Source organism: uncultured Methanobrevibacter sp. (assembly GCF_900314695.1).
Taxonomy (GTDB): Archaea; Methanobacteriota; Methanobacteria; order Methanobacteriales; family Methanobacteriaceae; genus Methanocatella.
The window spans coordinates 1-19,831 of sequence record NZ_OMWD01000028.1 but is presented as its reverse complement, the minus strand read 5'-3'; the positions used below and the strand labels follow the sequence as shown (position 1 = coordinate 19,831).

Sequence of the window (19,831 nt, the reverse complement as noted above, 5' to 3'; positions counted from 1 at the left end):
TTAAATTAACCTTAAATATGATGATTGAAATGGCTTCAAGACCAATCACAAAAACATGGTGGGGAGAAAAATGGCTGGATGCCCTTAAGGGAGTGGATTACACCAACCGCATCGGCCGTGGAAAAACCTATGCAAACACAGGCCGTGTTTATGACATCATAATCAACGACAATCTTGCCCTGGCCAAAGTCAAGGGAAATTATCAGAGCTTCTATAATGTCAGCGTTGAGTTCAAGCAGTTCAGCCAGAGTGAAAAAAACACCATAATCAAAGCAATCTATGAAAATCCCACAGTAATGTCTGCCCTTTTAAACCGCAAGCTTCCCCGTGAAGTCTATGACCTTTTGAAAAGCCATAAAGTCAACGTTTTTCCGACTTCACACAAGGATTTGAACACTGACTGCAACTGCCCAGATTATGCTACAATCTGCAAGCACATTGCAGGATTGGTTTATATGATTGCATTGGAAATTGACAAAGATCCATTTCTTATTTTTAAGCTTAGAGGCCTTGATTTGCTTGACTCCCTAAACCTGGAAATTGAACCAACAAGCGTCAAGGATATTTCAGAGCTTTTTGAAAACTCAGACACCCCAGAGGATTCACAGCTTGACTTTTCAAAAATCCCAGACCTACACGCACAGATTTTTCAGCTTCTGGATGAAAATCCTGTCTTTTACTCAAAGGATTTTAAAAGCATTTTAGACAATATCTACAAATCCATGGCCAGATTCAGTAAAAAACGCTGCGAAAATTACACTCGCCAAGGATGGGGAACCTATGAATGGTATGTCAAAGTTGATTTTGACTATGATAACTTTAAAGGCAGTGAAGATGAATATGTCGATTGGCTGGAGGAAATATTTCTTAAGCGCTGGGGCATGCCTAATCAATGGGAGGAGTTCAAGCTAAACATCAACAACAACTATGAAATTTCCAAAATCACAACAGACAGGACCTGTCCCATCACCGATGAAGCTTTGCTTTTTGGATTTTTCACAGAACTTGGCGAAAGCAACATCACCAAATTCAACAAGGACATCAGATTCATGAATATGGTCTATCAGTTCAGTCGGGAGCTGATTAAAAAGCATGCTCTTATTCCGGAACTCTTCAAATCCAGCAAAGCATATCACATCAGATGGATTCCAGCAATATTCGATAGGGAAATCTCCAAAATCATTGATTCCCTAACTGCACAATGTCCTGATGAATTAATTACCTTTAAAAACTCCAAAATCTCAAGAAAAGACCAGATCATCACGGCGGCCAGCCTGTTTGTGAAGGGATTTTTCGAAAAATACCTGAGTCAGGGCACGTCACAGGCAATCAAGAAAAATTACGGGGAAGATGTCTTCAGATTATTTTTTATAAAGCCGCAAAAGTTCAAGAAATCCCCAACAACCCCTGAAGCAATCAGCCAATGGCTAAGCAGGTTTCAAATCAGTTCAAGGGATTATGACTTGTATCTTCTTGTTGAAGAGACCGCCAGGGGATTTGATGTGGACATCTGCGTCAATGACGAGATGGAAAACATTTATGATGCAATCGGAAAAACCAATGACCCGCTGTTAAAGACAAATCTTCTTAAGGACACATACATCATCAATGAAATCTATCCGAAATTCAACGACACCCTCAGCTTAAATGAAAATCTCAAGCTGAATTTAGATGACTTCACGAATTTCTTTTTGAATACTTTGCCGTTGTTTGAAGTAATGGGACTTAAAATTATTCTGCCAAAAAGCCTGCAGAAAATCTTCAAACCAAAGCTCAAACTGGACATCACTTCACAAAACGAGCAGTCATACATTACGTTCAATGACCTTACAGGCTTCAACTGGAAAGTTGCAATCGGAAATACGAGCTGTTCGCCTGAAGAATTCAAAAGACTTGCCGAAAAATCAAAAGGCCTTGTCAAGATTGCCAATGAATTCGTAATGCTTGATGAAAGGGATGTGAAATCCCTGATAAAGCAGATTGACAGGCTGCCTGAAAAGCTGAATCGCCATGACATTACAAAAGCCGTGCTGAGCGGAGAGATAATGGAAGGTGATGTTGAAGTAGATGGGGACTTTGACGAGCTTATAGAAAGCATCACACAATTCGATGACATCAATGTTCCACAAAACATTACCGCCAAGCTGAGGGACTATCAGAAAAGAGGATTTTCCTGGCTTGTTCAAAACATCAGGACAGGGTTTGGAAGCATACTGGCCGACGACATGGGTCTTGGAAAAACCCTGCAGGTTTTAACGGCCATCCAATACTTAAAGCAGGAAGGTTACCTTGAAAAGGAACATGTATTGGTCATTGCCCCGACAAGCCTGCTTACAAATTGGCAGGAGGAAATCAGAAAATTCACGCCGGATTTGACCTCATACATTTTCCACGGGACACACAGAAGATTCACCAAGAAGAAATATGACGTTTATCTGACATCATATGGAGTCCTAAGAAGCGACCTTGCAAAGTTCAAAAGGCATAAATGGTTCCTATGCATTATCGATGAAGCACAAAACATCAAAAATCCAGGAACAAAACAGACAAAAGCGGTCAAGTCAATAAAGGCAAAGCATAAAATTGCAATGTCCGGTACCCCCGTTGAAAACAGGTTATCCGAATACTGGAGCATTTTTGACTTTACAAACAAAGGATATCTGACAAGCCTCAAGAAGTTCAGGCAGAATTACATTGTCCCGATTGAAAAGGAGAAAAACCAGGACACTTTAAACAACTTCAGGCAAATCACACAGCCATTTATCCTAAGGCGTCTTAAAAGCGACAAGAACATCATCAAGGATTTGCCCAATAAAATCGTCAATGACATCTACTGCAATTTAACCAAAGAGCAGGTTGCGCTTTACAAGGAAACCCTTGACTCGTCAATGGCGGAAGTAGAGGAAAATGAAGGAATTAAAAGAAGAGGACTGGTTCTTAAATTGATAAATTCATTAAAGCAAATCTGCAATCATCCTTCACAGTTTACAAAAAACAGTACGCAAGACATCGGCGAATCCGGGAAAACGGAAGTCTTGATGTACACATTGGAAAATATCCTTCAAGCCAATGAAAAAGTCCTTATTTTTACCCAATACGTTAAAATGGGCGAGATTATTAAAAAACTGGTTGAAGACAAGTTCAGTGAGGAAGTGCTGTTCCTGCATGGATCCCTAAGCCGTTCGAAAAGAGACGAACAGATTAAGAAATTCCAGAATAACCCTCAAAACAGGATTTTCATCATTTCCCTAAAGGCCGGAGGAACCGGACTTAACCTGACTGCCGCTCAAAATGTAATCCATTATGATTTGTGGTGGAATCCGGCAGTTGAAAACCAGGCAACAGACAGGGCATACAGAATCGGACAAAAGGAAAATGTAATGGTTTACAGATTCATCACCAAAGGCACATTTGAAGAAAAAATCAACGAAATGATTCATGATAAAGAGGAACTGGCCCAATTGACCGTAGGAAACGGAGAGACATTCATTACCGAGATGAACACCAACGATTTAAAAAACATGCTGAAATTAAGAAAATAGGTAACGACATTGTCTAAATATTATCCAAATTTTTAAATACAACATGCGAGTTATTACTCTTATGAACAGAAAACTATTGATTGCAACAATTGCAGTCGTGATTATTATTGTAGGGGCATTTGCACTTTCAAACAATACTTCATCACAAGTAGGAAATTCTGTCAATATCGATGCAAATGCACTTAAAGACATGGGAAATATTGTAGTAAATGATAGTGAAGATTCAAAGGAAAAAGGATTGGTTTCTGCCAGTTCAAGTGATTTGAATTCTATTTTAGTAACAAATAATGGTAAATTAACCATAAAAGATTCATTGATCAATAAAACTGGTGATACTGCGACTTCAGGAGATGATGCTGACTTCTACGGTGTCAACTCCGCTATTCTGGTCAACACCAACGCAACATTGGACATTTCAAATGTTGAAATAAATACAAATTCAAAAGGTTCAAACGGTATTTTTGTAACCAATTCCGAAGCTTCCACCAGCAGCTCTTCACAGGGAGGGTCTTCTGAAGGCTCACAACCTCCTGAAGCAGCCGGAGGAAATTCATCCCAGGGAGGTGCTGGAGGACAGCCTCCAGAAGCAACCGGAAATGGTGGCAATAATTCACAAGGCGGTGCCGGAGGACAGCCTCCTGAAATGCCATCCGGTGAAGGCGGACAGGCTCCTGGAAACAGTGGCGGAGACCCATCCGGTGCAAGTGACGTGAGCGGAAATACTGAAGCCACCATTAAAAACGTTAAAATCACAACACACTCCGACAAGTCAAGAGGTCTTGATGCAACCTACAAAGGCAAAATCAATGCCGAAAACGTTATCATCAATACCGACGGTCAAAGCTGCGCTGCTCTTGCAACCGACAGGGGTGAAGGTGAAGTGCACGTCAAAAACTCTGAAATCAATACAGGCGTCAGCAAAACCAGCGGCAGAGGATCACCTTTAATTTATTCAACCGGAAACATTACCGTTGACAATACCAAAGGAACATCCTACGTATCTCAAATTGCATGTATCGAAGGTAAAAATTCCATTGAGGTTACAAATTCCGATTTGTCAGGCTACAGTGAAGGTAACAGAAAAGATGGTGACGCTTATGTTGATTTGGGTGGAATATTCATATATCAAAGTATGAGCGGTGACGCTGATGTTGGAACATCACATTTCACAGCAAAAGACTCAAAACTAACAATTCCGCAGGAATCATCAGTCTATAAAGAGGCTCCGATGTTTCATGTAACCAACACAGCATGCGTAATCGATTTGAAGAATACCGAATTCAGCTTTGGAAGCGGAACATTTCTAGAAGTTTCAAGCCAAAACCAATGGGGAACTACAGGTTCCAACGGCGGAAATGCTGAGTTAAACACAGACAGTGAAAAAATAGACGGAAACGTTATTGTAGATAATATCAGTTCCCTCAACTGGACCATGAAAAATACCGAATTTAAAGGTGCCGTCAACTCAACCGGAAACACCACCATCAATGTTGCTGACGGATCAACCTGGACACTGACCGGTGACAGTTCACTATCTTCTCTAGCAGTATCCGGGAAAATTGACTACAGAAACTACAAGCTAACCGTCAACGGCAAGACCTATGACAGTTCAAACCCATTTAAAGGATAGGAAAGATTGATTTCTTTCCTAATTTTTATTTTTTAGCAGTTTAAACCTGCATCATATACTTTTTTCAAAGTATCTTCTTGTGATTTTACATTTCCAAAGACTTCAAACACTTCTTTTATTGTTGGATTTTTGGCAAATCCTATGAAACTTTTAAGTCCTGTCAGTGCATCGCCGCAACTGCTTCCTGCAGCCAGAATTATATAGAAATCCTTGTTTTCAAGATGCCTGAATATCGGATAGCACCTGTCGAAAAACATTTTAAGTGTTCCGCACATCTCAAAGTAATATACTGGAGTCGCATAGACTATCACATCAGCATCCATCATGTCATCAAGGATTTTTGCCATGCCATCATCCTGAAAGCATTTCATTTCGGGAGTCTTGCATTTGTAGCATGCCTTGCATGATGAAAACTCGATGTCTTCAAGAAAATACTTGACCGCTTCATGGCCTGCATCCTGAGCGCCCCTTAAAAATTCATCACACAACGTATCTGAATTTTGGCCTTTTCTGGGAGATGAACTTATGATTACTACCTTTTTAGTCATCTTCAATCCACTCTTTTGCTTTGGAGACATTTCCCATGAATCTCATACCTTTTGAAAAGTCAAGCTCAGGATATGCATTCTGAAGGTCGCTTACGCATTTGTCAACGCCGGATCCACCAGAGGTGCAGAAAACCTTAATTGTCTTTCCTTTTAAATCAACGCTTTCTATGAATGTGTTGATGATTGTCGGTGCGGTATACCACCATACGGGAAAACCGATAGCTACAATGTCATAGCCTGAAACGTCACAGGTTTCGGCAATTGGAGGTCTGAAACTTTTATCGTTCATTTCAATGGTTGACCTTGAGTTTTTATCCATATAGTCCAAATCCGCTGCAGTATACTTTTCCACAGGAGTTATTTCAAAAATGTCATAGCCGTTTTCATCTGCTATCCTTTCTGCTACGCTTTTTGTTACCCCACTTGCTGAGAAATATGTTATCAATACATTGCTCATCTTATCACCTAGTTAAAAATAAGATAATTATATTATATAATTGTTTACATATGCAACAATTACTATTTATGGTAAAATATTTGTGTCAATTAAATGACAAATAGCTTTAATCAAATGGATGTTAAAAAAATTTGATTGAAATATATTACCCGACATTGACATTAACATCAAGCATTTGAAAAACTGGGTTAGATTGAAAATGAGAGCATAATTCAAGAGTTAAATATAGCAGTTGAAAATATAGTACTTGCCAATCCTTACTTCTTTTTAGCAAGTTACTATATTTTGTTAGCAATTAAACTGTTAATGGTCTAACAATCTATGATGGCAAAGGAAAGCACAGTTTGGATTTTTTAATAAATAAGTTAAATAATTTTAAAAAAAATCAAGTAGTAGAAAAAAATGTCTCCATTGCAGGAATCCCATAATTATTAGCAAGATTTTGCTTAAAACAGACATCTTGTTCGTGTTTAGAAACAAAATAAGTAAATTTCAATTCAATACAAATTAAATCATCACTAATAATAATGGCCAAATCAATATTAGGAGAGATAAGATTTTGTTTATCAATCTCCAATATTTTTGAAGCACTAATTATTTCTAATGCTGCAGGAAAACCATTTACATCCAAATCCAATATAATCCCATTAGTTATATCTATTGATTTGTCATATCCAAAAGATTCATCAACAGTAATATCCATTAAATCATATTCATAATCATATACATAATTCAATTTAGATTCCATTAATGATTCCTCCTTTGATTGTCTTTAGGAATTACAGCAATAATAGATATAATTTTATTTAAAACTTCAATCAAATAATTAATATCCTAATCCATCAATCGCCTCAAAATTTCTTAAAAGGCAAATTATAGTTTATATTTCAATAAATATATATTTTTTCATATTTATAACTTAAATTAACTAATATAAAATCAATTTAATAAAATCAAAGCAATTTTATAATATCAAATCAATTTTAAAAATAAATCAAATTAACAAACATTATTAACAAATAAAAACAAAATATAAAACATTATAAATTAATGAAGGTAATATAAAATGTCAAAACCTGTTGTTGCAATAACAAGGCCAAAAGATAGGGCAAAAAAGGCTTGTGAGATTGTAGAAAAGCTAGGTGGAAGTGCAATTCTTGCACCTACACTTGATTTGGAGCCTGTCAACACAGAATCTCTAAAAAATCTGGTAGCCAGAAAGGATGAACTTGATTGGATTATTTTTACATCTCCAACAACTATCGTTTCACTGAATAAATTCTATCCTGATTTTATTCAGACTTTAAACTGCAAATTAGCTGTAATTGGAAATAAAACAGGAAAGTTAGCCGAAAAAAATGGACTGACTGTTGACTTGATGCCAAATGATTTTACAGCAGAAGGCCTGATTGAAGAGTTCAAAAAACGTGAAATCACCGGAAAAACCATAGGCATTCCAAGAACAGCCTCTGCAAGGCCAGTTCTTCCACAGGAACTTGAGAAACTTGGAAATGAAGTGATTCTAGCTGAAGCATACAAATCACTGTTCCCGATGGATGAAAATGCAGTGCAGGAACTGATACGAAAAATTGAAAATAAGGAAATCGATGCAATCACTTTTACAAGTCCTCTGACTGTTGAAAATTTCTTCCAGATAGCAGAGGATAAAGAAAAGCTTGCACAGCTTTTAAATGACAACCTGTTAGTTGTCTGCATTGGCCCAATTACTGCAAAAGTCCTTGAAAAATATAATATTGCCTACATTTACCCTGACACTTACACAGTTCCAGACATGATGGAATTATTATTCAAGACATGGAGGGAAGAAAATGAATGATAAGATAAGCATTATCCTACCAATATTTAATGTTGGAGACCATCTTAGAGGTGGAATCGACTCTCTTATAAACCAAACAATTGGAAATGAAAATCTGGAAATAATCATGGTTAACGATTGCTCTACAGACGGATCAGATAAGGTAATCGATGAATATGCTGAAAAATACGATTGCTGTGTTGCAATCCATCATGAAACCAACAGCGGCGGCGCCCATACCCCCCGTAACACAGGTATCGAAGCGGCCACCGGTGACTATATCATGTTTTTAGATCCCGACGACAGATACACTCCGGATGCATGCGAGACATTATACAATACAATCAAAAAATACGATGTCGACATGGCATTTGCAAGATTCAGAAGAATATTCGAATACGGAGGATATGTCCAGAAATCCTACTCCCCTTATGAGGATGAGCTTGAAAAGGCATATCCCGACGAAACCTTTGAGTCTGCAAACTTTTTGGATATTCCTGACGTAATATGGGACAACGTTGTTGAAAGGGTCCTTTACGGGAAAAACCTGGAGGTGACCTATCCAAGAGACAAGCCAATCGACATAATCCATGTTGACAATATTGAAGAGGAGCCTGACTTATTGAAAATGCAGCCTTCAGTATGGTGTAAAATCTACAGAAGGGAACTGATAATGGACAATAATATCCGCTTCAAGAAGTTCGTTTCAGGAGATGACCTTGCATTTACCCTGGAAGCCCTTTTAAACTCAAAGGGAATCGTATATCTAAACAACTTCATCTCCTATGATTATTATATTCGCGATTTGCCGGATGACAAATCAATTACCAATACCGTCAATGTAAGGCTTCTTGATGAGCTGATGGAATCCTACATCTACTGCAGAAAACGTACCGAAGGATTTTCAAAGGATGTTCAGAACGTTTCCATCAATCCGCACCTGCTTCACTGGATGCACACATGGAAAAATTCACCATTTACAAAAGAAGAGAATAGATTATTATTGAAAAAGGTAAACAGACTTAGAAAGATTCATAAAACCGATTTTAAAACCAGAATGCTATTGGGCTCAATGACAACTGCCATTGAGTCAAGAATACAGATTTCAAAGGAGTGAAATGATGGCAGATTATAAATATGTAATTGTCGGCGCAGGTCTTTCAGGCCTGACAATAGCCGAAAGAATAGCCAATGAACTGGATGAAAAAGTCCTCGTCATTGAAAAGAGAGACCACATAGGCGGAAACGTATATGACTTTTATGACAACGGCATCTTAATCCAAAAGTACGGACCTCACATCTACCATACAAACGAAAAGAAAGTTCACGATTACCTTTCACAATTTACAGAATGGAACGATTATGTCCACAGGGTTTTAAGCTGCGTTGACGGGAAACTCGTGCCTATGCCTATTTGCATCGATACACTGAATGCCCTATATGACCTTGATTTGGATGAAGACTCCATGCACCAATGGATTGACGAGCACAAGGAGGATATTGATGAAGTGAAATCTTCCGAAGACGTGGTTTTAAAGAATGCCGGCCGTGACATTTACGAAAAATTATTTAAAAACTACACAGAAAAGCAATGGGGAACATCAGCCGCCAACTTAAGCTCAAGTGTCATTTCAAGAATCCCATTCAGGTTCAATCATGACGACAGATACTTTACAGATACCTATCAGGGAATGCCGAAAGAGGGTTTCACCAAAATGTGTGAAAATATGGCAAAAAGCGACAATATCCACATAGGTCTCAAATCAGATTATAAGGATTACATCGACAAGATAAACTATGAAACCCTAATATATACAGGTCCGATTGATTACTTTTACGATTACAAATACGGAGAATTGTTATACAGATGTTTGAACTTTGTTTATGAAATTTTGGATGAAGATTCATTCCAGAAAGTTGCCGTAGTCAATTATCCAAATGACCCTTACTTTACAAGAATTACCGAGTTCAAGAAATTGACCTGGCAGGATGTGGAAGGAAAAACTGCAATCATGAGAGAATATCCCGGATTCAACGGTGAGAAATGCTACCCTTACCCGACACAGGAATATCTCGACAAGTTCAAGTTATATGAAGCTGAAATGGAAAAAGAAGAAAACGTAATATTTGCGGGAAGACTAGCCAAATACAAATATTACAATATGGATCTGGTTGTCCGAGAAGCATTGGACATCTTTGAAAATCAAATTAAATAGGTGAAAATATGATTACTGTATGGCCACAATATATGGATAAAAACTTAAGCCTTTCTGAAGGCCGCAAAATTGCAAAAAACGACTGCATTAGCGAACCGACAGTTAAGGACATTGAAACCGCATTGAAAAGACTTAATTTAAAGTATAATGTACAAAAAGAATTTTCATATCCTGGAAAATGGTATGAAAAATCCGGAAGAGTACTGGTGGAATGGGAAGGAACAAAATTAGACCTCATTCGTGAAATTAGTTTAAAGATTAAAGAAATAAGAAATTGATTACTATGGAAATACCACAACAAATGTCTGAACAATACCAAAAAGCCAAAGAGATTATTGAAAGCTCCGAAGACATCAAGATATACTCACACATTGACTGTGACGGAATCTGTTCAGGCGCTATATTATCAACCATCCTAGATAGGCAAAACAAGGAACATGACATCGAATTCGTTAATCTGGATGTCCTAGACGACAGTGACCTGGACCATGAACTCACAATATTTTCCGATTTGGGTTCAGGCCAAAGAATTGATACGAAAGCACGTGAAGGCCAGAAGATAATTATCCTGGACCACCACCCCCCATTAAGAGACCCCGACTATAAAGACAACAAAGACTACACTTACCTTGAAATCAATCCAATTCATCACGGAATTGATGGGTCATACTATGTCTGCGGCGGAGGATTATGCTATTTTCTTGCAAAGGAATTCGGATATGATGACTTGAGTTGGATTGGTGTTCTTTCAGCCATTGGAGATATGCAGAATACAAAAACAGGTCATTTTGAAGGTTTAAATAGAATCATTCAACAGGATGCAATTGACGGGGGATATCTTCAGCTGACCGAAAACGACATCAACATTTACGGAAGAAATACACGGCCGCTATTCGTTGCACTTTCATATTTCAGTGACGTCAAGCTTCCGATTACCAACAATACGACTGAAACCATGGCGATACTGGAAGAATTGGGAATAGATGAAAAGCACAACAGAAAAACCTTAAATGAACTTACTATGGATGAGAAGGTCAAGCTGTTCCAAAAACTTCTTGAAATGATTTCCAAGGTTGTTCCTGGAAGATATGTCAAATATATACCTCAACTGATTATTGGAGATTCATATACCTTTTTAAAAGAAGATGAGGACAGCTTCTTGAGAGACGGTTCCGAATTTTCAACAGCAATGAACGCCTGCGGAAGAAACCATGAAGAAAAGGTAGCCATGGAAGTTTTAAAGGGAGATAGAATTGAAGCTCTTGATGAACTTGAAGCCATAAGCAAAACCCACCGTTACAATCTGGCAACATCCATTACACAGATTGCTGAAAGTGATGAAGCCAATATTATAGAACTGGAAAACCTCCAGTATTTTGATGGAACAGGAATCAAGCCAGAAATAGTCGGGACTGTTGCAGGAATGATTTTGGGATACTGCAATTGGAAAAAGCCAGTAATAGGATTTGCACAAACCGATGAAGAAGGTCTTAAGATTTCACTTAGATGCTCCAGACTCTTATCCTATGATGGAATTCATTTTGGACATATAATTCGCAAGATTTCCAGCGAAGTTGGAGGCAGTGGAGGAGGACATGCAATGGCATGCGGTGCATACATTCCAATCGACAAAAAAGATGAATTCATAGAACTATTCAATCAGGAATTGGAAGGAAAATTAACAAACTAATATATACTAATAACAAAATAAATAAATATATCATATTAAATTAGAGAGATGAAAAAATATGAAAGCATTTAAAAAAAGAGGTGCACTTACACATTTTCAAATTTTAAGTGAAATATCTAAACAAGATCCTCACCTCAAACAAAAAGATTTGGCTAAAAGTTTGGGAATTACAATACAAGCGGTTTCCGAAAATATCAAAACATTGATGGAATTAGGTTATATCACTTCCAAAGATGGCAGATCTCCTTATAAAATAACTCAGGCAGGTATTGATAAAGTTAAAAGAGATGCCATCAGTTTAAGAAAGTATACTGATTCCGTTTTAGAAACTATGAACCATTACAAAACCATATGGCCGGCAATAGCAACTGAAGATTTGAAAAAGGATGACATTGTCGGATTGTATATGGAAGATGGAGTTCTTTATGCTCATAAAAAAGAGGAAAATGCAACAGGCATGGTTTTAGATGATGCTGAAGCAAATAGCGACGTATCACTATCCAATCTTACTGGAATCATTGACATGAGTGTTGGGGAAGTTACTGTTATCAATGTTCCTACAATAAAAGATGGCGGTTCAAAGTCATGTGATTTGGAATTGATAAAAAACATTTATCAAAATGGAACAAACAGCGGACATGAAATCGATAAAATCGCTGTTGCAGGTACTGTTGCACGTGCTGTTGCAAATAAGCTCGATATACCAATCGACATCGAATTTGCAGCCCCTCAAGCAACTGCCAATGCGGCCCGTAAAGGATTGAATGTTATTGCAATATGTGTTGGGGATATGAGCAAGGCATTTATCCGTGAACTTGAAAATGAAAAAATCAAATTTAATATTATAGATGGCGGGAAATAACTAATTTTCCCTCATCATTTTTAATAGACCAGCAGCCATTTCATCTACTGTAAAATCCTTTGTGGAATTATTTTTTATTGCTTTTAGATAATCCTCCAAATTATCGTTTTTAATTGAGTTTTTAACCTTATCAAGAATTATCTGATTTTTTAATGCATTCATTTCTTTATCAGTCGGCAAATCTTTTTCAATTATTTTTACATTGCTTTTGCTTTTGATATTTTCAAATAAGAATGAATCTCTGGAAGTGACTAAAGTAAATGCAAAACCTGCATTTCCAGCCCTGGCAGTTCTTCCGATTCTGTGAATATAATCATCAAAATTTTGAGGAACATCATAATTGACAATGACATCCAGATTGGAGATATCCAATCCCCTTGCAGCCACATCCGTTGCAACCAGATAATTGACATTTCCATTTCTGAACCTGTTCATTACCTTATCCCTTAACTTTTGTGTCATATCCCCATGCAATGCATCAGATGAATAATCATTCTTTTTTAAATTTTTAAATACGAAATCAACGCCTTTTTTAGTATTGCAGAAAATCAATGCAGATTTGACATCATAAGCCTCCAATAACCTGCACAAATCCTTGAATTTATATTTGGGATTAGTTCTGAATGAATATTGGGTGATTTTTGGAGTTGTTTTCTTATTGGATTTGATTTTGATGAATTTTGGATTTTTCTGATAATTTTTAGCAATTTTTTTAATTTCCTGAGGTATTGTAGCGGAAAATAGCAAAGTCTGCCTTTGGCGAGGAGTATCCTTTAAAATTGTTTCAATATCCTCTCTAAAACCCATGTCAAGCATTTCATCCGCTTCATCCAAAACAACACTTTCAACGCCAATCAATTCAAGATTGCCTCTTTGAATATGGTCAATTACACGTCCAGGAGTTCCAACAACAACATGGACACCTTTTTTAAGAACCCTTGTTTGTTTTCCAATTGGCTGGCCTCCATAAACGGCAAGAACTTTAAATTTTTTAATGTATTTCGCAAGTTTTTCAATTTCACCAGCCACTTGAATGCACAATTCCCTTGTTGGGCACAATATGATGGCCTGAGGAGATTTATCGGCAATGAAAATCTTTTGAAGAATTGGAATAGAATAAGCAAGCGTTTTTCCGCTTCCAGTTTGTGCCTGAGCGGTAATGTCTCTGCCTTTTAATCCAAGAGGAATTGCCTCTTTTTGAATGGGAGTTGTGTTTTTAAAACCCATTTCACTAACTGCTTTTTTAATTTCATCCAAAATATCCAAATCATTAAATTTCATCATTATTAATATTTAAAAAAACAGTTATTTAAATTAGCTTAGTCTGGTAGGACTTTTGAGGAAAATCATGCAGGTACTCAAATATTTCATCTGGAGTGTTTAAAATATTGTTTTTGGAGGTTTTCCTTTCAAATAACCTCATTAATTTATCGCTTTCAGGAGATGGAATCGAATAGCTGTTTCCATATTCCCTGACATATCTCTCCTTAAGACCCGGAAAATTCTCATCCAGCTTTTTATAGAAATATTCTCGGTTGCCTTTCCTTAATGTCAATCCCATTCCAAAGCACAGGATTCCCTTTACATTGGTTGCAATACATGAATCCAAAAGAGAATTAATGTTTTCTTCATTATCGTTGATATATGGCAGAATTGGACACAGCCAAACAACGGTTGGAATTCCTTCTTCATTTAAAATATCAAGCACTTCAATTCGTCTTGAAGTATTGCAGACATTTGGCTCCAGAACAGAGCACAATTCATCATCGGAAGTTGTCAATGTCATTTGAATAACAACTTTTGATTTGGAATTAATCTTTTTAAGCAAATCCAAATCCCTTAAAAGCAAATCTGATTTTGTAATGCAGGTAAAACCGAATCCATATTTGTAAATCAGTTCAAGTGACTGCCTGAGATATCTTAAATGCTTTTCCAATGGAACATATGGGTCAGTCATTGCTCCGGTTCCAATCATAGCCCTTGGCCTTTTAATCAATTCCTTTTTAAGCAATTCTATGGAGTTTTTCTTTACTTCAATGTCCTCAAACTTATGATCCATGCCATATACCTCACTTCTGGAATCGCAGTATATACATCCATGAGTGCATCCCCTATAGAGGTTCATTCCATTATTTTTTGAAAGAATGCTTTTTGACGAAACGTAGTGCATAAAAATATTTTGAACAGGGAAATATTTAAAGCATGCCCGAGAGCGGCTGTAAAGTAATAAGTATAAAGAAACATAAAATAAAATTATGCAACAGAAAAACATTACAGGATATGGAAAAGAATATGAAATTAAAAAGCATCCTGATATAAAAGGAGTTCAAATAATTGAAGGAAAAAACAATTTCCCGATTAGTTGGCTCAACCAGCAAGGATATTGTGAATACCAGATATATCTCGAATACATGAAAGGAATAGAAACTGCACCTACAAGTGCAATGACACATGGAAGCGAAATTCACAACCAGCTTGAAAACATATTCAAGCAGGATGCAACACCTGCAACATTTGAAGAGGTTGTTGAAACATCCAAAAGCGAAGCAAGCATGTCAAGAGAATGCTTTGTAATTTCACCAAGCTACGGAATAAGAGGATACATTGATGAAATCTGGATGACACCAGAAGAAATTGTAATAATTGATGACAAACCTGGCAGAACACCATACCAATCAACAATGAATCAAGTAAGGGCATACTGCCTGGCATTCAAGGATATGACAAACGATTCAAGGATGATAAAGGGAGCTTTAAGAGAACGTGGGACAAACAACCTATTCTGGATTGAAATTTTTACTCCTGAAATTGAAAAGGAAATTGAATTTACAATAAATAGGATGCAAGGATTATTGGATAGCTCAAAACCATTCATTCCAACCAAAAATCCAAACAAATGCAGATCCTGCAGATACAAAAGGTATTGTGAACACTACAAAAAAGGATAGCCATGAACAAGCAAAAACTCTCAGTGATATTTTTAATCATATTCATTTTAGGCATTTCACTGACAATAGCTAATTCGCTAATGAACGACACACATACAATCGAGAACAAAACAGGAACACTGACTATTGAAAACAAGACCATAAACTACGAAAATGCAGGAAAATGCGTTGAAGTAATAGACGGCAACACAATACAGGTCTACGGCGTGGGAAAAGTTCAACTGTCCCAGGTGAAGACCCCTCAAAAAAATGAATCTGGATTCAGCGATGCAAAGAAATTTGTTGAAGACAAATGTCTTGGAAAAACAGTATATCTTGATATAGACAATGCACAGCCTAAAGACAAATATGAACGAACACTAGCCATCGTATATACAGACTCAGAAGACATAAACAAAGCACTGATTGAAAATAAGCTGGCTGAAATATCATATTTCGAGCCAAGTGAATTTAAAAAGGGTGAAATATGAGTTAAACAACTCTATTCAAACCCAAATATATTTTATTTTTATTATAAACATTATCTAAAATTTCATTCCATTCTTCAGAAGTGATGCGACCCTTTTTTGGAATCAAATTGTCTAGAGAAGATTCATTTATATTTAAGATATCTGCAAGAACATATGATAATGTTTTACCTGTCAATGACAAATCATAAGGGTCATAACCGGTCACCGCCAACACCCACAATTTTTCACGGGTTAATATCTTGTATTCTTTTTTAAGTGAATCAAACCAGCTGACAATCCTATTGCCATCACAGCCTATTCCATCACCAATGGAAATATAATAATCTTCACCGCTAAACTCAATAGACTCAATAGCGTTGTCAATTTTGGATTTGAGCTCCGGAGAATCAAGGCTCAATTCGAATTCATTATTTGTTATAAAATCAGAAACATGATTTTCAATTTCTTTTTTATTTTTAAAAAATCCGATAGGTTCCAGCCTTTCCGAATCAATATCACACAAATCATAGATTAAATCTTCATCTACATCACAGATTTCATATCCTTCAAGCTTATGTGACTTGTATTCCTTAAAATCAATGCAGTAATTTTCCAAATCTTCTTTATTTAGATACCATAAAACTTGGATTTTCCTAATCATCTTATCAAATTAAAAAAAATAAAATAGAGGGCTTATCTAAGCTCATCAATCACAACAGTTTTTGTAACGCTTCCAAGGAACCTATTATTTCCTGCACCTAATAATTTACCGATAAGCCAATCGAAAATAACTGGAATCCAATAAATTTTAGATAAATTACGAACAATAGCCTGAGCCCAATTTATCCTTGCACCGTTTCTTGATCTGACTTCCAAATACATTAAAGCTTTACCCACAGTAGCGCCTTTGGACTTTTCAAGCACTATGAAGTATACCAATATCAAAATAGGCAACACTATTGGGAAAAACTGATAAACTGCAAATGTTTCATATGGATTCATTAAGAAATAACACAAATATGACACAATCCACATGAATGCGGAAACAACAAAAAAATCAAGAATATATGCAATTACTCTTCTTGTAAATACACTTGCCATTTAAACACACCTCAACACACTCTTGGAACTGGATCTGCTATTGGTGCTTCGAGAATTCTTTCACCGCCAATAGGAGTATTAACAATTACATAATCTCCTTCAACTACTTCACCAATTATTGCAGCATTTTCACCATATTTTTCACCCTTAATAGCTTCAAGGACTGCATCAGCCTTGTCGGCCTTAACGCCCATGACCACTTTTCCTTCATTGGCTACTTCAAATGGATCAATACCCAACATTTCGGATACAGCATGAACTTCTTCTTTTATTGGGATTGAATCTTGCTCTAAAACAACACCAACATCCGCTTTTGAAGCCATTTCATTAATAGCATTAGCAAAACCACCGCGAGTAGGATCTTTCATTGCTGTAACTCCTCCAATTTCTAAAGCTTTATTAATAATATTCCACATTGGAGCAACATCAGATTTTAAGTCAGTTTCAAAACCGAAACCTTCTCTGAAAGACATCAAACTCATTCCATGGTCGCCTAAGCTACCTGTAACAATAATTTTGTCTCCAACTTCCAAAGTTGAATCACGAATCACTTCACCTTTTTTAGCTATTCCAATACCTGTAGTCACCATTACAATTCCATCAAGCTTATCTTGTGGCATTACTTTAGTGTCTCCAGTAATTACTGCAACATCAACCTCACTGCAAGTCTCATTTAAGGACTTCATTATCTTGTCCAAATCTTCAATTGGAAATCCTTCTTGCATGATTATTGCATTAGAAATAGCTAATGGACGAGCACCCATTACAGAAACATCATTGATAGTTCCTGCCGCTGAAATTCTACCGATATCCCCGCCAGGGAAGAATAATGGATCGATAGTATGACCATCAGTTGTGACGACAATCTCATAATCGCCTAATGGGATAGATGCACCATCATCCAAATCATCTAAGCTAATACCACCATTTACACTCTTTTTAGTGATATTATCCAAGACTGTGCTAGCTATTAAGTTAGCCATTACTTCTCCACCAGCACCATGATTCATATTAATTTTATCATCTGACATTTTATCTCCTAAAATAAATAATATTTAATGAAATAATATCTGTAAAAACAAGTATATAATTATTAGTTAAAAAGTTAAAAAAAAAGAGAATTTAAATATGAAATATTTAAATTAAAATTCCGTTAATAACACCGTCTTGACCAGGTCTGGATGTTACTTTAGCATTACCTTCAGTGGTTTCTACAATAGCACCTTTGGTAATGATGTTCCTTCTTACGTAGTTAGGGTTTGCGGTGTTTTCTATTACTCCAAGAATATCTACTACTTGGGTTTTTCCGTTAGCGTCGGTAACATTGATTTTATTACCTGTAGCTAATCTGAGTTTTTCGTTTCCACCACGGGTTCTGATTTTTCTTAATTTTTTTTCATCTAATCTAGTTTCAGCAGGATCTCTTCCTAATTCTGATTTTCTTTTTCCACGGTTTGCAACATTTCTTGCACCAGATGGACTTCTAGTTGATTTTCCTTGAGAAATTGCCATTATTTCACCTAAATAAATATAATATATTAATTAATAATCGCGTCAATAAGACCCTTTCAATTAAAACTGTAAAGCAAGAAAAAATAACAGTTCAATTATGAGAGCAATAAAGAGCCCTAAAGAATAATGATAATAAAATATTACTTTTTCATTATATATAAATGTTTTATTTTTTGTTAAAAAAGGAGGAATTTTATTTTTTATTGTTTGAAATAAAATTATCAAGCAATCTGTCAAAATCTTCTTCACTGAGATTTTTATCCGAAGCCGCATCCAGTATTTTTTGAATTTCTTCTTCGGAAACGGAATCTCCTAAAAAATCAATCAGCAATTCCCTCAAATCACCATCATCAATATAAGCTTCCTTGGAAGATATTGAGTGGGAATTTCCATCATCATCCAAAATGTAGTATGGGACTTCCTTCATTTTTAATCCTCATCATTGACAAACTCATAATAGACTACATCATAAGGATCATCATCAAAACGCCATTCGTTAGGTTCATCCATTTCATCATCTTCCAAAAAGAGTTCATCATCGTCTGAACCTTCACCTTCAACTTGAATGACAATATTGACATCTCCTTCAAGGTTTTCAACATCAATTCCCAATTCATCCAAATCTATTACGATTTCATCTTCATCAGTACCTTCAGGAACCACAATAACAATTTCATCTCCAGGTTGAATATTGACTTTTTCATCACGCATATTATCACTCCATCAATCTATATTTCCTTCAAATAATTCTATAGAATTATTTTGGATATTGCTGGCCAATAAATAGCCTTTTGCAAATAATTCTTCCACATCTATATTACATTCAGGGCATACGAAACTTCCTTGAGTCAGTTCACTGCCGCATGAAGGACAAAAATTTATTGCAACCATCAAAATACCTCAACAATAATTATTATAATTTTAAACAAACTCATATTTAAACGTTAACTTAGAAATTCGAAAGGCACTTTCAATAACTTAAGTGATTTTTAGTAAATCGCATTGTCCTCATCCCAATACTTTAGTTTTAGATTGAATCTTTTTAAAATTCCTTTATCTG

22 protein-coding genes are annotated in these 19,831 nt (G+C 36.3%); 10 read left to right on the top strand and 12 right to left on the bottom strand.

What is annotated here, in order from left to right; genetic code table 11:
• Positions 1 to 20: 20 nt before the first annotated feature.
• Both QZN45_RS09245 and QZN45_RS09240 read left to right on the top strand, forming a co-directional pair.
• On the top strand, positions 21 to 3,542 hold the full coding sequence (locus tag QZN45_RS09245) for a DEAD/DEAH box helicase (RefSeq protein ID WP_296812572.1): 3,522 nt from the start codon (positions 21 to 23) through the stop codon (positions 3,540 to 3,542).
• A gap of 43 nt (positions 3,543 to 3,585) precedes the next feature.
• Positions 3,586 to 5,172, top strand: coding sequence for a hypothetical protein (locus tag QZN45_RS09240; RefSeq protein WP_296812570.1), 1,587 nt, complete (start codon positions 3,586 to 3,588; stop codon positions 5,170 to 5,172).
• A gap of 32 nt (positions 5,173 to 5,204) precedes the next feature.
• Here the strand turns inward: QZN45_RS09240 and QZN45_RS09235 are convergent, their stop codons facing one another.
• The 3 genes from QZN45_RS09235 to QZN45_RS09225 form a co-directional block, all read right to left on the bottom strand.
• Positions 5,205 to 5,720: a flavodoxin family protein gene (locus QZN45_RS09235; RefSeq protein ID WP_296812569.1), complete on the bottom strand. Its 516-nt coding sequence runs from the start codon at positions 5,718 to 5,720 to the stop codon at positions 5,205 to 5,207.
• A complete protein-coding gene (locus QZN45_RS09230) occupies positions 5,713 to 6,177 on the bottom strand; it encodes a flavodoxin (protein ID WP_296812567.1) in 465 nt (154 codons plus the stop codon). The genes QZN45_RS09235 and QZN45_RS09230 overlap by 8 nt, the downstream gene beginning before the upstream one ends.
• A 385-nt stretch (positions 6,178 to 6,562) precedes the next feature.
• Entirely contained in the window at positions 6,563 to 6,925 is a 363-nt protein-coding gene (locus tag QZN45_RS09225) for a DUF2283 domain-containing protein (RefSeq protein ID WP_296812566.1), read from the bottom strand.
• Positions 6,926 to 7,243: 318 nt separating this feature from the next.
• Here QZN45_RS09225 and QZN45_RS09220 point away from each other — a divergent pair, with 318 nt between their 5' ends.
• Genes QZN45_RS09220 through QZN45_RS09195 form a run of 6 tightly spaced genes read left to right on the top strand, consistent with a single transcriptional unit; the run spans position 7,244 to position 12,761 of the window.
• Positions 7,244 to 8,014, top strand: coding sequence for a uroporphyrinogen-III synthase (locus QZN45_RS09220; RefSeq protein ID WP_296812564.1), 771 nt, complete (start codon positions 7,244 to 7,246; stop codon positions 8,012 to 8,014).
• The gene (locus tag QZN45_RS09215; RefSeq protein ID WP_296812562.1) at positions 8,007 to 9,110 is read left to right on the top strand and encodes a glycosyltransferase; all 1,104 of its coding nucleotides are present in this window, start codon (positions 8,007 to 8,009) and stop codon (positions 9,108 to 9,110) included. Before QZN45_RS09220 ends, QZN45_RS09215 begins: the two co-directional genes overlap by 8 nt.
• A 4-nt stretch (positions 9,111 to 9,114) precedes the next feature.
• Complete coding sequence (gene glf, locus QZN45_RS09210) at positions 9,115 to 10,209, top strand: UDP-galactopyranose mutase (protein ID WP_296812561.1); 1,095 nt, start codon at positions 9,115 to 9,117, stop codon at positions 10,207 to 10,209.
• A gap of 8 nt (positions 10,210 to 10,217) precedes the next feature.
• A complete protein-coding gene (locus QZN45_RS09205; RefSeq protein ID WP_292606971.1) occupies positions 10,218 to 10,487 on the top strand; it encodes a signal recognition particle subunit SRP19/SEC65 family protein in 270 nt (89 codons plus the stop codon).
• Between the two features lie 5 nt (positions 10,488 to 10,492).
• Positions 10,493 to 11,899 (top strand): single-stranded-DNA-specific exonuclease RecJ, encoded by a 1,407-nt coding sequence (gene recJ, locus QZN45_RS09200; protein ID WP_296812559.1) that lies wholly within the window; start codon positions 10,493 to 10,495, stop codon positions 11,897 to 11,899.
• Between the two features lie 58 nt (positions 11,900 to 11,957).
• The gene (locus tag QZN45_RS09195; RefSeq protein ID WP_292606976.1) at positions 11,958 to 12,761 is read left to right on the top strand and encodes a winged helix-turn-helix transcriptional regulator; all 804 of its coding nucleotides are present in this window, start codon (positions 11,958 to 11,960) and stop codon (positions 12,759 to 12,761) included.
• On the opposite strand, the gene QZN45_RS09190 is transcribed toward QZN45_RS09195, so the two are convergent.
• Together QZN45_RS09190 and QZN45_RS09185 are read right to left on the bottom strand one after the other, a co-directional pair.
• Positions 12,762 to 14,042: a DEAD/DEAH box helicase gene (locus tag QZN45_RS09190; protein ID WP_292606978.1), complete on the bottom strand. Its 1,281-nt coding sequence runs from the start codon at positions 14,040 to 14,042 to the stop codon at positions 12,762 to 12,764.
• Positions 14,043 to 14,070: 28 nt separating this feature from the next.
• A complete protein-coding gene (locus QZN45_RS09185) occupies positions 14,071 to 14,931 on the bottom strand; it encodes a radical SAM protein (protein ID WP_292606981.1) in 861 nt (286 codons plus the stop codon).
• An 85-nt stretch (positions 14,932 to 15,016) separates the two neighbouring features.
• Here QZN45_RS09185 and cas4 point away from each other — a divergent pair, with 85 nt between their 5' ends.
• On the top strand, positions 15,017 to 15,709 hold the full coding sequence (gene cas4 / locus QZN45_RS09180; protein WP_292606984.1) for a CRISPR-associated protein Cas4: 693 nt from the start codon (positions 15,017 to 15,019) through the stop codon (positions 15,707 to 15,709).
• A gap of 2 nt (positions 15,710 to 15,711) precedes the next feature.
• Positions 15,712 to 16,179, top strand: a complete 468-nt coding sequence (locus tag QZN45_RS09175; protein ID WP_292606986.1) for a thermonuclease family protein — start codon at positions 15,712 to 15,714, stop codon at positions 16,177 to 16,179.
• 1 nt (position 16,180) lies between these two features.
• Here QZN45_RS09175 and QZN45_RS09170 read toward each other — a convergent pair whose 3' ends face one another.
• From QZN45_RS09170 to QZN45_RS09140, 7 genes are all read right to left on the bottom strand, one after another.
• Positions 16,181 to 16,819 carry a hypothetical protein gene (locus QZN45_RS09170; protein ID WP_296812556.1) on the bottom strand — a complete coding sequence of 213 codons (639 nt, stop codon included), beginning with the start codon at positions 16,817 to 16,819 and terminating at the stop codon, positions 16,181 to 16,183.
• Positions 16,820 to 16,851: 32 nt separating this feature from the next.
• Entirely contained in the window at positions 16,852 to 17,259 is a 408-nt protein-coding gene (locus QZN45_RS09165; protein ID WP_292606991.1) for an RDD family protein, read from the bottom strand.
• A gap of 11 nt (positions 17,260 to 17,270) precedes the next feature.
• Complete coding sequence (hypE, locus tag QZN45_RS09160) at positions 17,271 to 18,290, bottom strand: hydrogenase expression/formation protein HypE (RefSeq protein ID WP_292606992.1); 1,020 nt, start codon at positions 18,288 to 18,290, stop codon at positions 17,271 to 17,273.
• Positions 18,291 to 18,396: 106 nt separating this feature from the next.
• Positions 18,397 to 18,771: a 30S ribosomal protein S8e gene (locus QZN45_RS09155; protein ID WP_292881078.1), complete on the bottom strand. Its 375-nt coding sequence runs from the start codon at positions 18,769 to 18,771 to the stop codon at positions 18,397 to 18,399.
• Positions 18,772 to 18,964: 193 nt separating this feature from the next.
• Positions 18,965 to 19,198 (bottom strand): hypothetical protein, encoded by a 234-nt coding sequence (locus tag QZN45_RS09150; RefSeq protein WP_292881081.1) that lies wholly within the window; start codon positions 19,196 to 19,198, stop codon positions 18,965 to 18,967.
• 2 nt (positions 19,199 to 19,200) lie between these two features.
• Positions 19,201 to 19,482, bottom strand: a complete 282-nt coding sequence (locus QZN45_RS09145; RefSeq protein ID WP_292881084.1) for a hypothetical protein — start codon at positions 19,480 to 19,482, stop codon at positions 19,201 to 19,203.
• A 12-nt stretch (positions 19,483 to 19,494) separates the two neighbouring features.
• Positions 19,495 to 19,662, bottom strand: coding sequence for a hypothetical protein (locus QZN45_RS09140; protein ID WP_292606600.1), 168 nt, complete (start codon positions 19,660 to 19,662; stop codon positions 19,495 to 19,497).
• Between the last annotated feature and the right edge of the window lie 169 nt (positions 19,663 to 19,831).

What these genes read in the sequence shown, in the direction of transcription:
- QZN45_RS09205 (WP_292606971.1), top strand. Translation starts at nt 10,218, where the DNA reads ATGATTACTGTATGGCCACAATATATGGATAAAAACTTAAGCCTTTCT.
- hypE (WP_292606992.1), bottom strand. Translation starts at nt 18,290, where the DNA reads ATGTCAGATGATAAAATTAATATGAATCATGGTGCTGGTGGAGAAGTA.
- QZN45_RS09235 (WP_296812569.1), bottom strand. Translation starts at nt 5,720, where the DNA reads ATGACTAAAAAGGTAGTAATCATAAGTTCATCTCCCAGAAAAGGCCAA.
- recJ (WP_296812559.1), top strand. Translation starts at nt 10,493, where the DNA reads ATGGAAATACCACAACAAATGTCTGAACAATACCAAAAAGCCAAAGAG.
- QZN45_RS09175 (WP_292606986.1), top strand. Translation starts at nt 15,712, where the DNA reads ATGAACAAGCAAAAACTCTCAGTGATATTTTTAATCATATTCATTTTA.
- QZN45_RS09225 (WP_296812566.1), bottom strand. Translation starts at nt 6,925, where the DNA reads ATGGAATCTAAATTGAATTATGTATATGATTATGAATATGATTTAATG.
- QZN45_RS09145 (WP_292881084.1), bottom strand. Translation starts at nt 19,482, where the DNA reads ATGCGTGATGAAAAAGTCAATATTCAACCTGGAGATGAAATTGTTATT.
- QZN45_RS09240 (WP_296812570.1), top strand. Translation starts at nt 3,586, where the DNA reads ATGCGAGTTATTACTCTTATGAACAGAAAACTATTGATTGCAACAATT.
- QZN45_RS09165 (WP_292606991.1), bottom strand. Translation starts at nt 17,259, where the DNA reads ATGGCAAGTGTATTTACAAGAAGAGTAATTGCATATATTCTTGATTTT.
- QZN45_RS09155 (WP_292881078.1), bottom strand. Translation starts at nt 18,771, where the DNA reads ATGGCAATTTCTCAAGGAAAATCAACTAGAAGTCCATCTGGTGCAAGA.
- QZN45_RS09140 (WP_292606600.1), bottom strand. Translation starts at nt 19,662, where the DNA reads ATGGTTGCAATAAATTTTTGTCCTTCATGCGGCAGTGAACTGACTCAA.
- QZN45_RS09215 (WP_296812562.1), top strand. Translation starts at nt 8,007, where the DNA reads ATGAATGATAAGATAAGCATTATCCTACCAATATTTAATGTTGGAGAC.
- QZN45_RS09150 (WP_292881081.1), bottom strand. Translation starts at nt 19,198, where the DNA reads ATGAAGGAAGTCCCATACTACATTTTGGATGATGATGGAAATTCCCAC.
- QZN45_RS09245 (WP_296812572.1), top strand. Translation starts at nt 21, where the DNA reads ATGATTGAAATGGCTTCAAGACCAATCACAAAAACATGGTGGGGAGAA.
- QZN45_RS09170 (WP_296812556.1), bottom strand. Translation starts at nt 16,819, where the DNA reads ATGATTAGGAAAATCCAAGTTTTATGGTATCTAAATAAAGAAGATTTG.
- QZN45_RS09185 (WP_292606981.1), bottom strand. Translation starts at nt 14,931, where the DNA reads ATGCACTACGTTTCGTCAAAAAGCATTCTTTCAAAAAATAATGGAATG.
- glf (WP_296812561.1), top strand. Translation starts at nt 9,115, where the DNA reads ATGGCAGATTATAAATATGTAATTGTCGGCGCAGGTCTTTCAGGCCTG.
- cas4 (WP_292606984.1), top strand. Translation starts at nt 15,017, where the DNA reads ATGCAACAGAAAAACATTACAGGATATGGAAAAGAATATGAAATTAAA.
- QZN45_RS09190 (WP_292606978.1), bottom strand. Translation starts at nt 14,042, where the DNA reads ATGAAATTTAATGATTTGGATATTTTGGATGAAATTAAAAAAGCAGTT.
- QZN45_RS09230 (WP_296812567.1), bottom strand. Translation starts at nt 6,177, where the DNA reads ATGAGCAATGTATTGATAACATATTTCTCAGCAAGTGGGGTAACAAAA.
- QZN45_RS09220 (WP_296812564.1), top strand. Translation starts at nt 7,244, where the DNA reads ATGTCAAAACCTGTTGTTGCAATAACAAGGCCAAAAGATAGGGCAAAA.
- QZN45_RS09195 (WP_292606976.1), top strand. Translation starts at nt 11,958, where the DNA reads ATGAAAGCATTTAAAAAAAGAGGTGCACTTACACATTTTCAAATTTTA.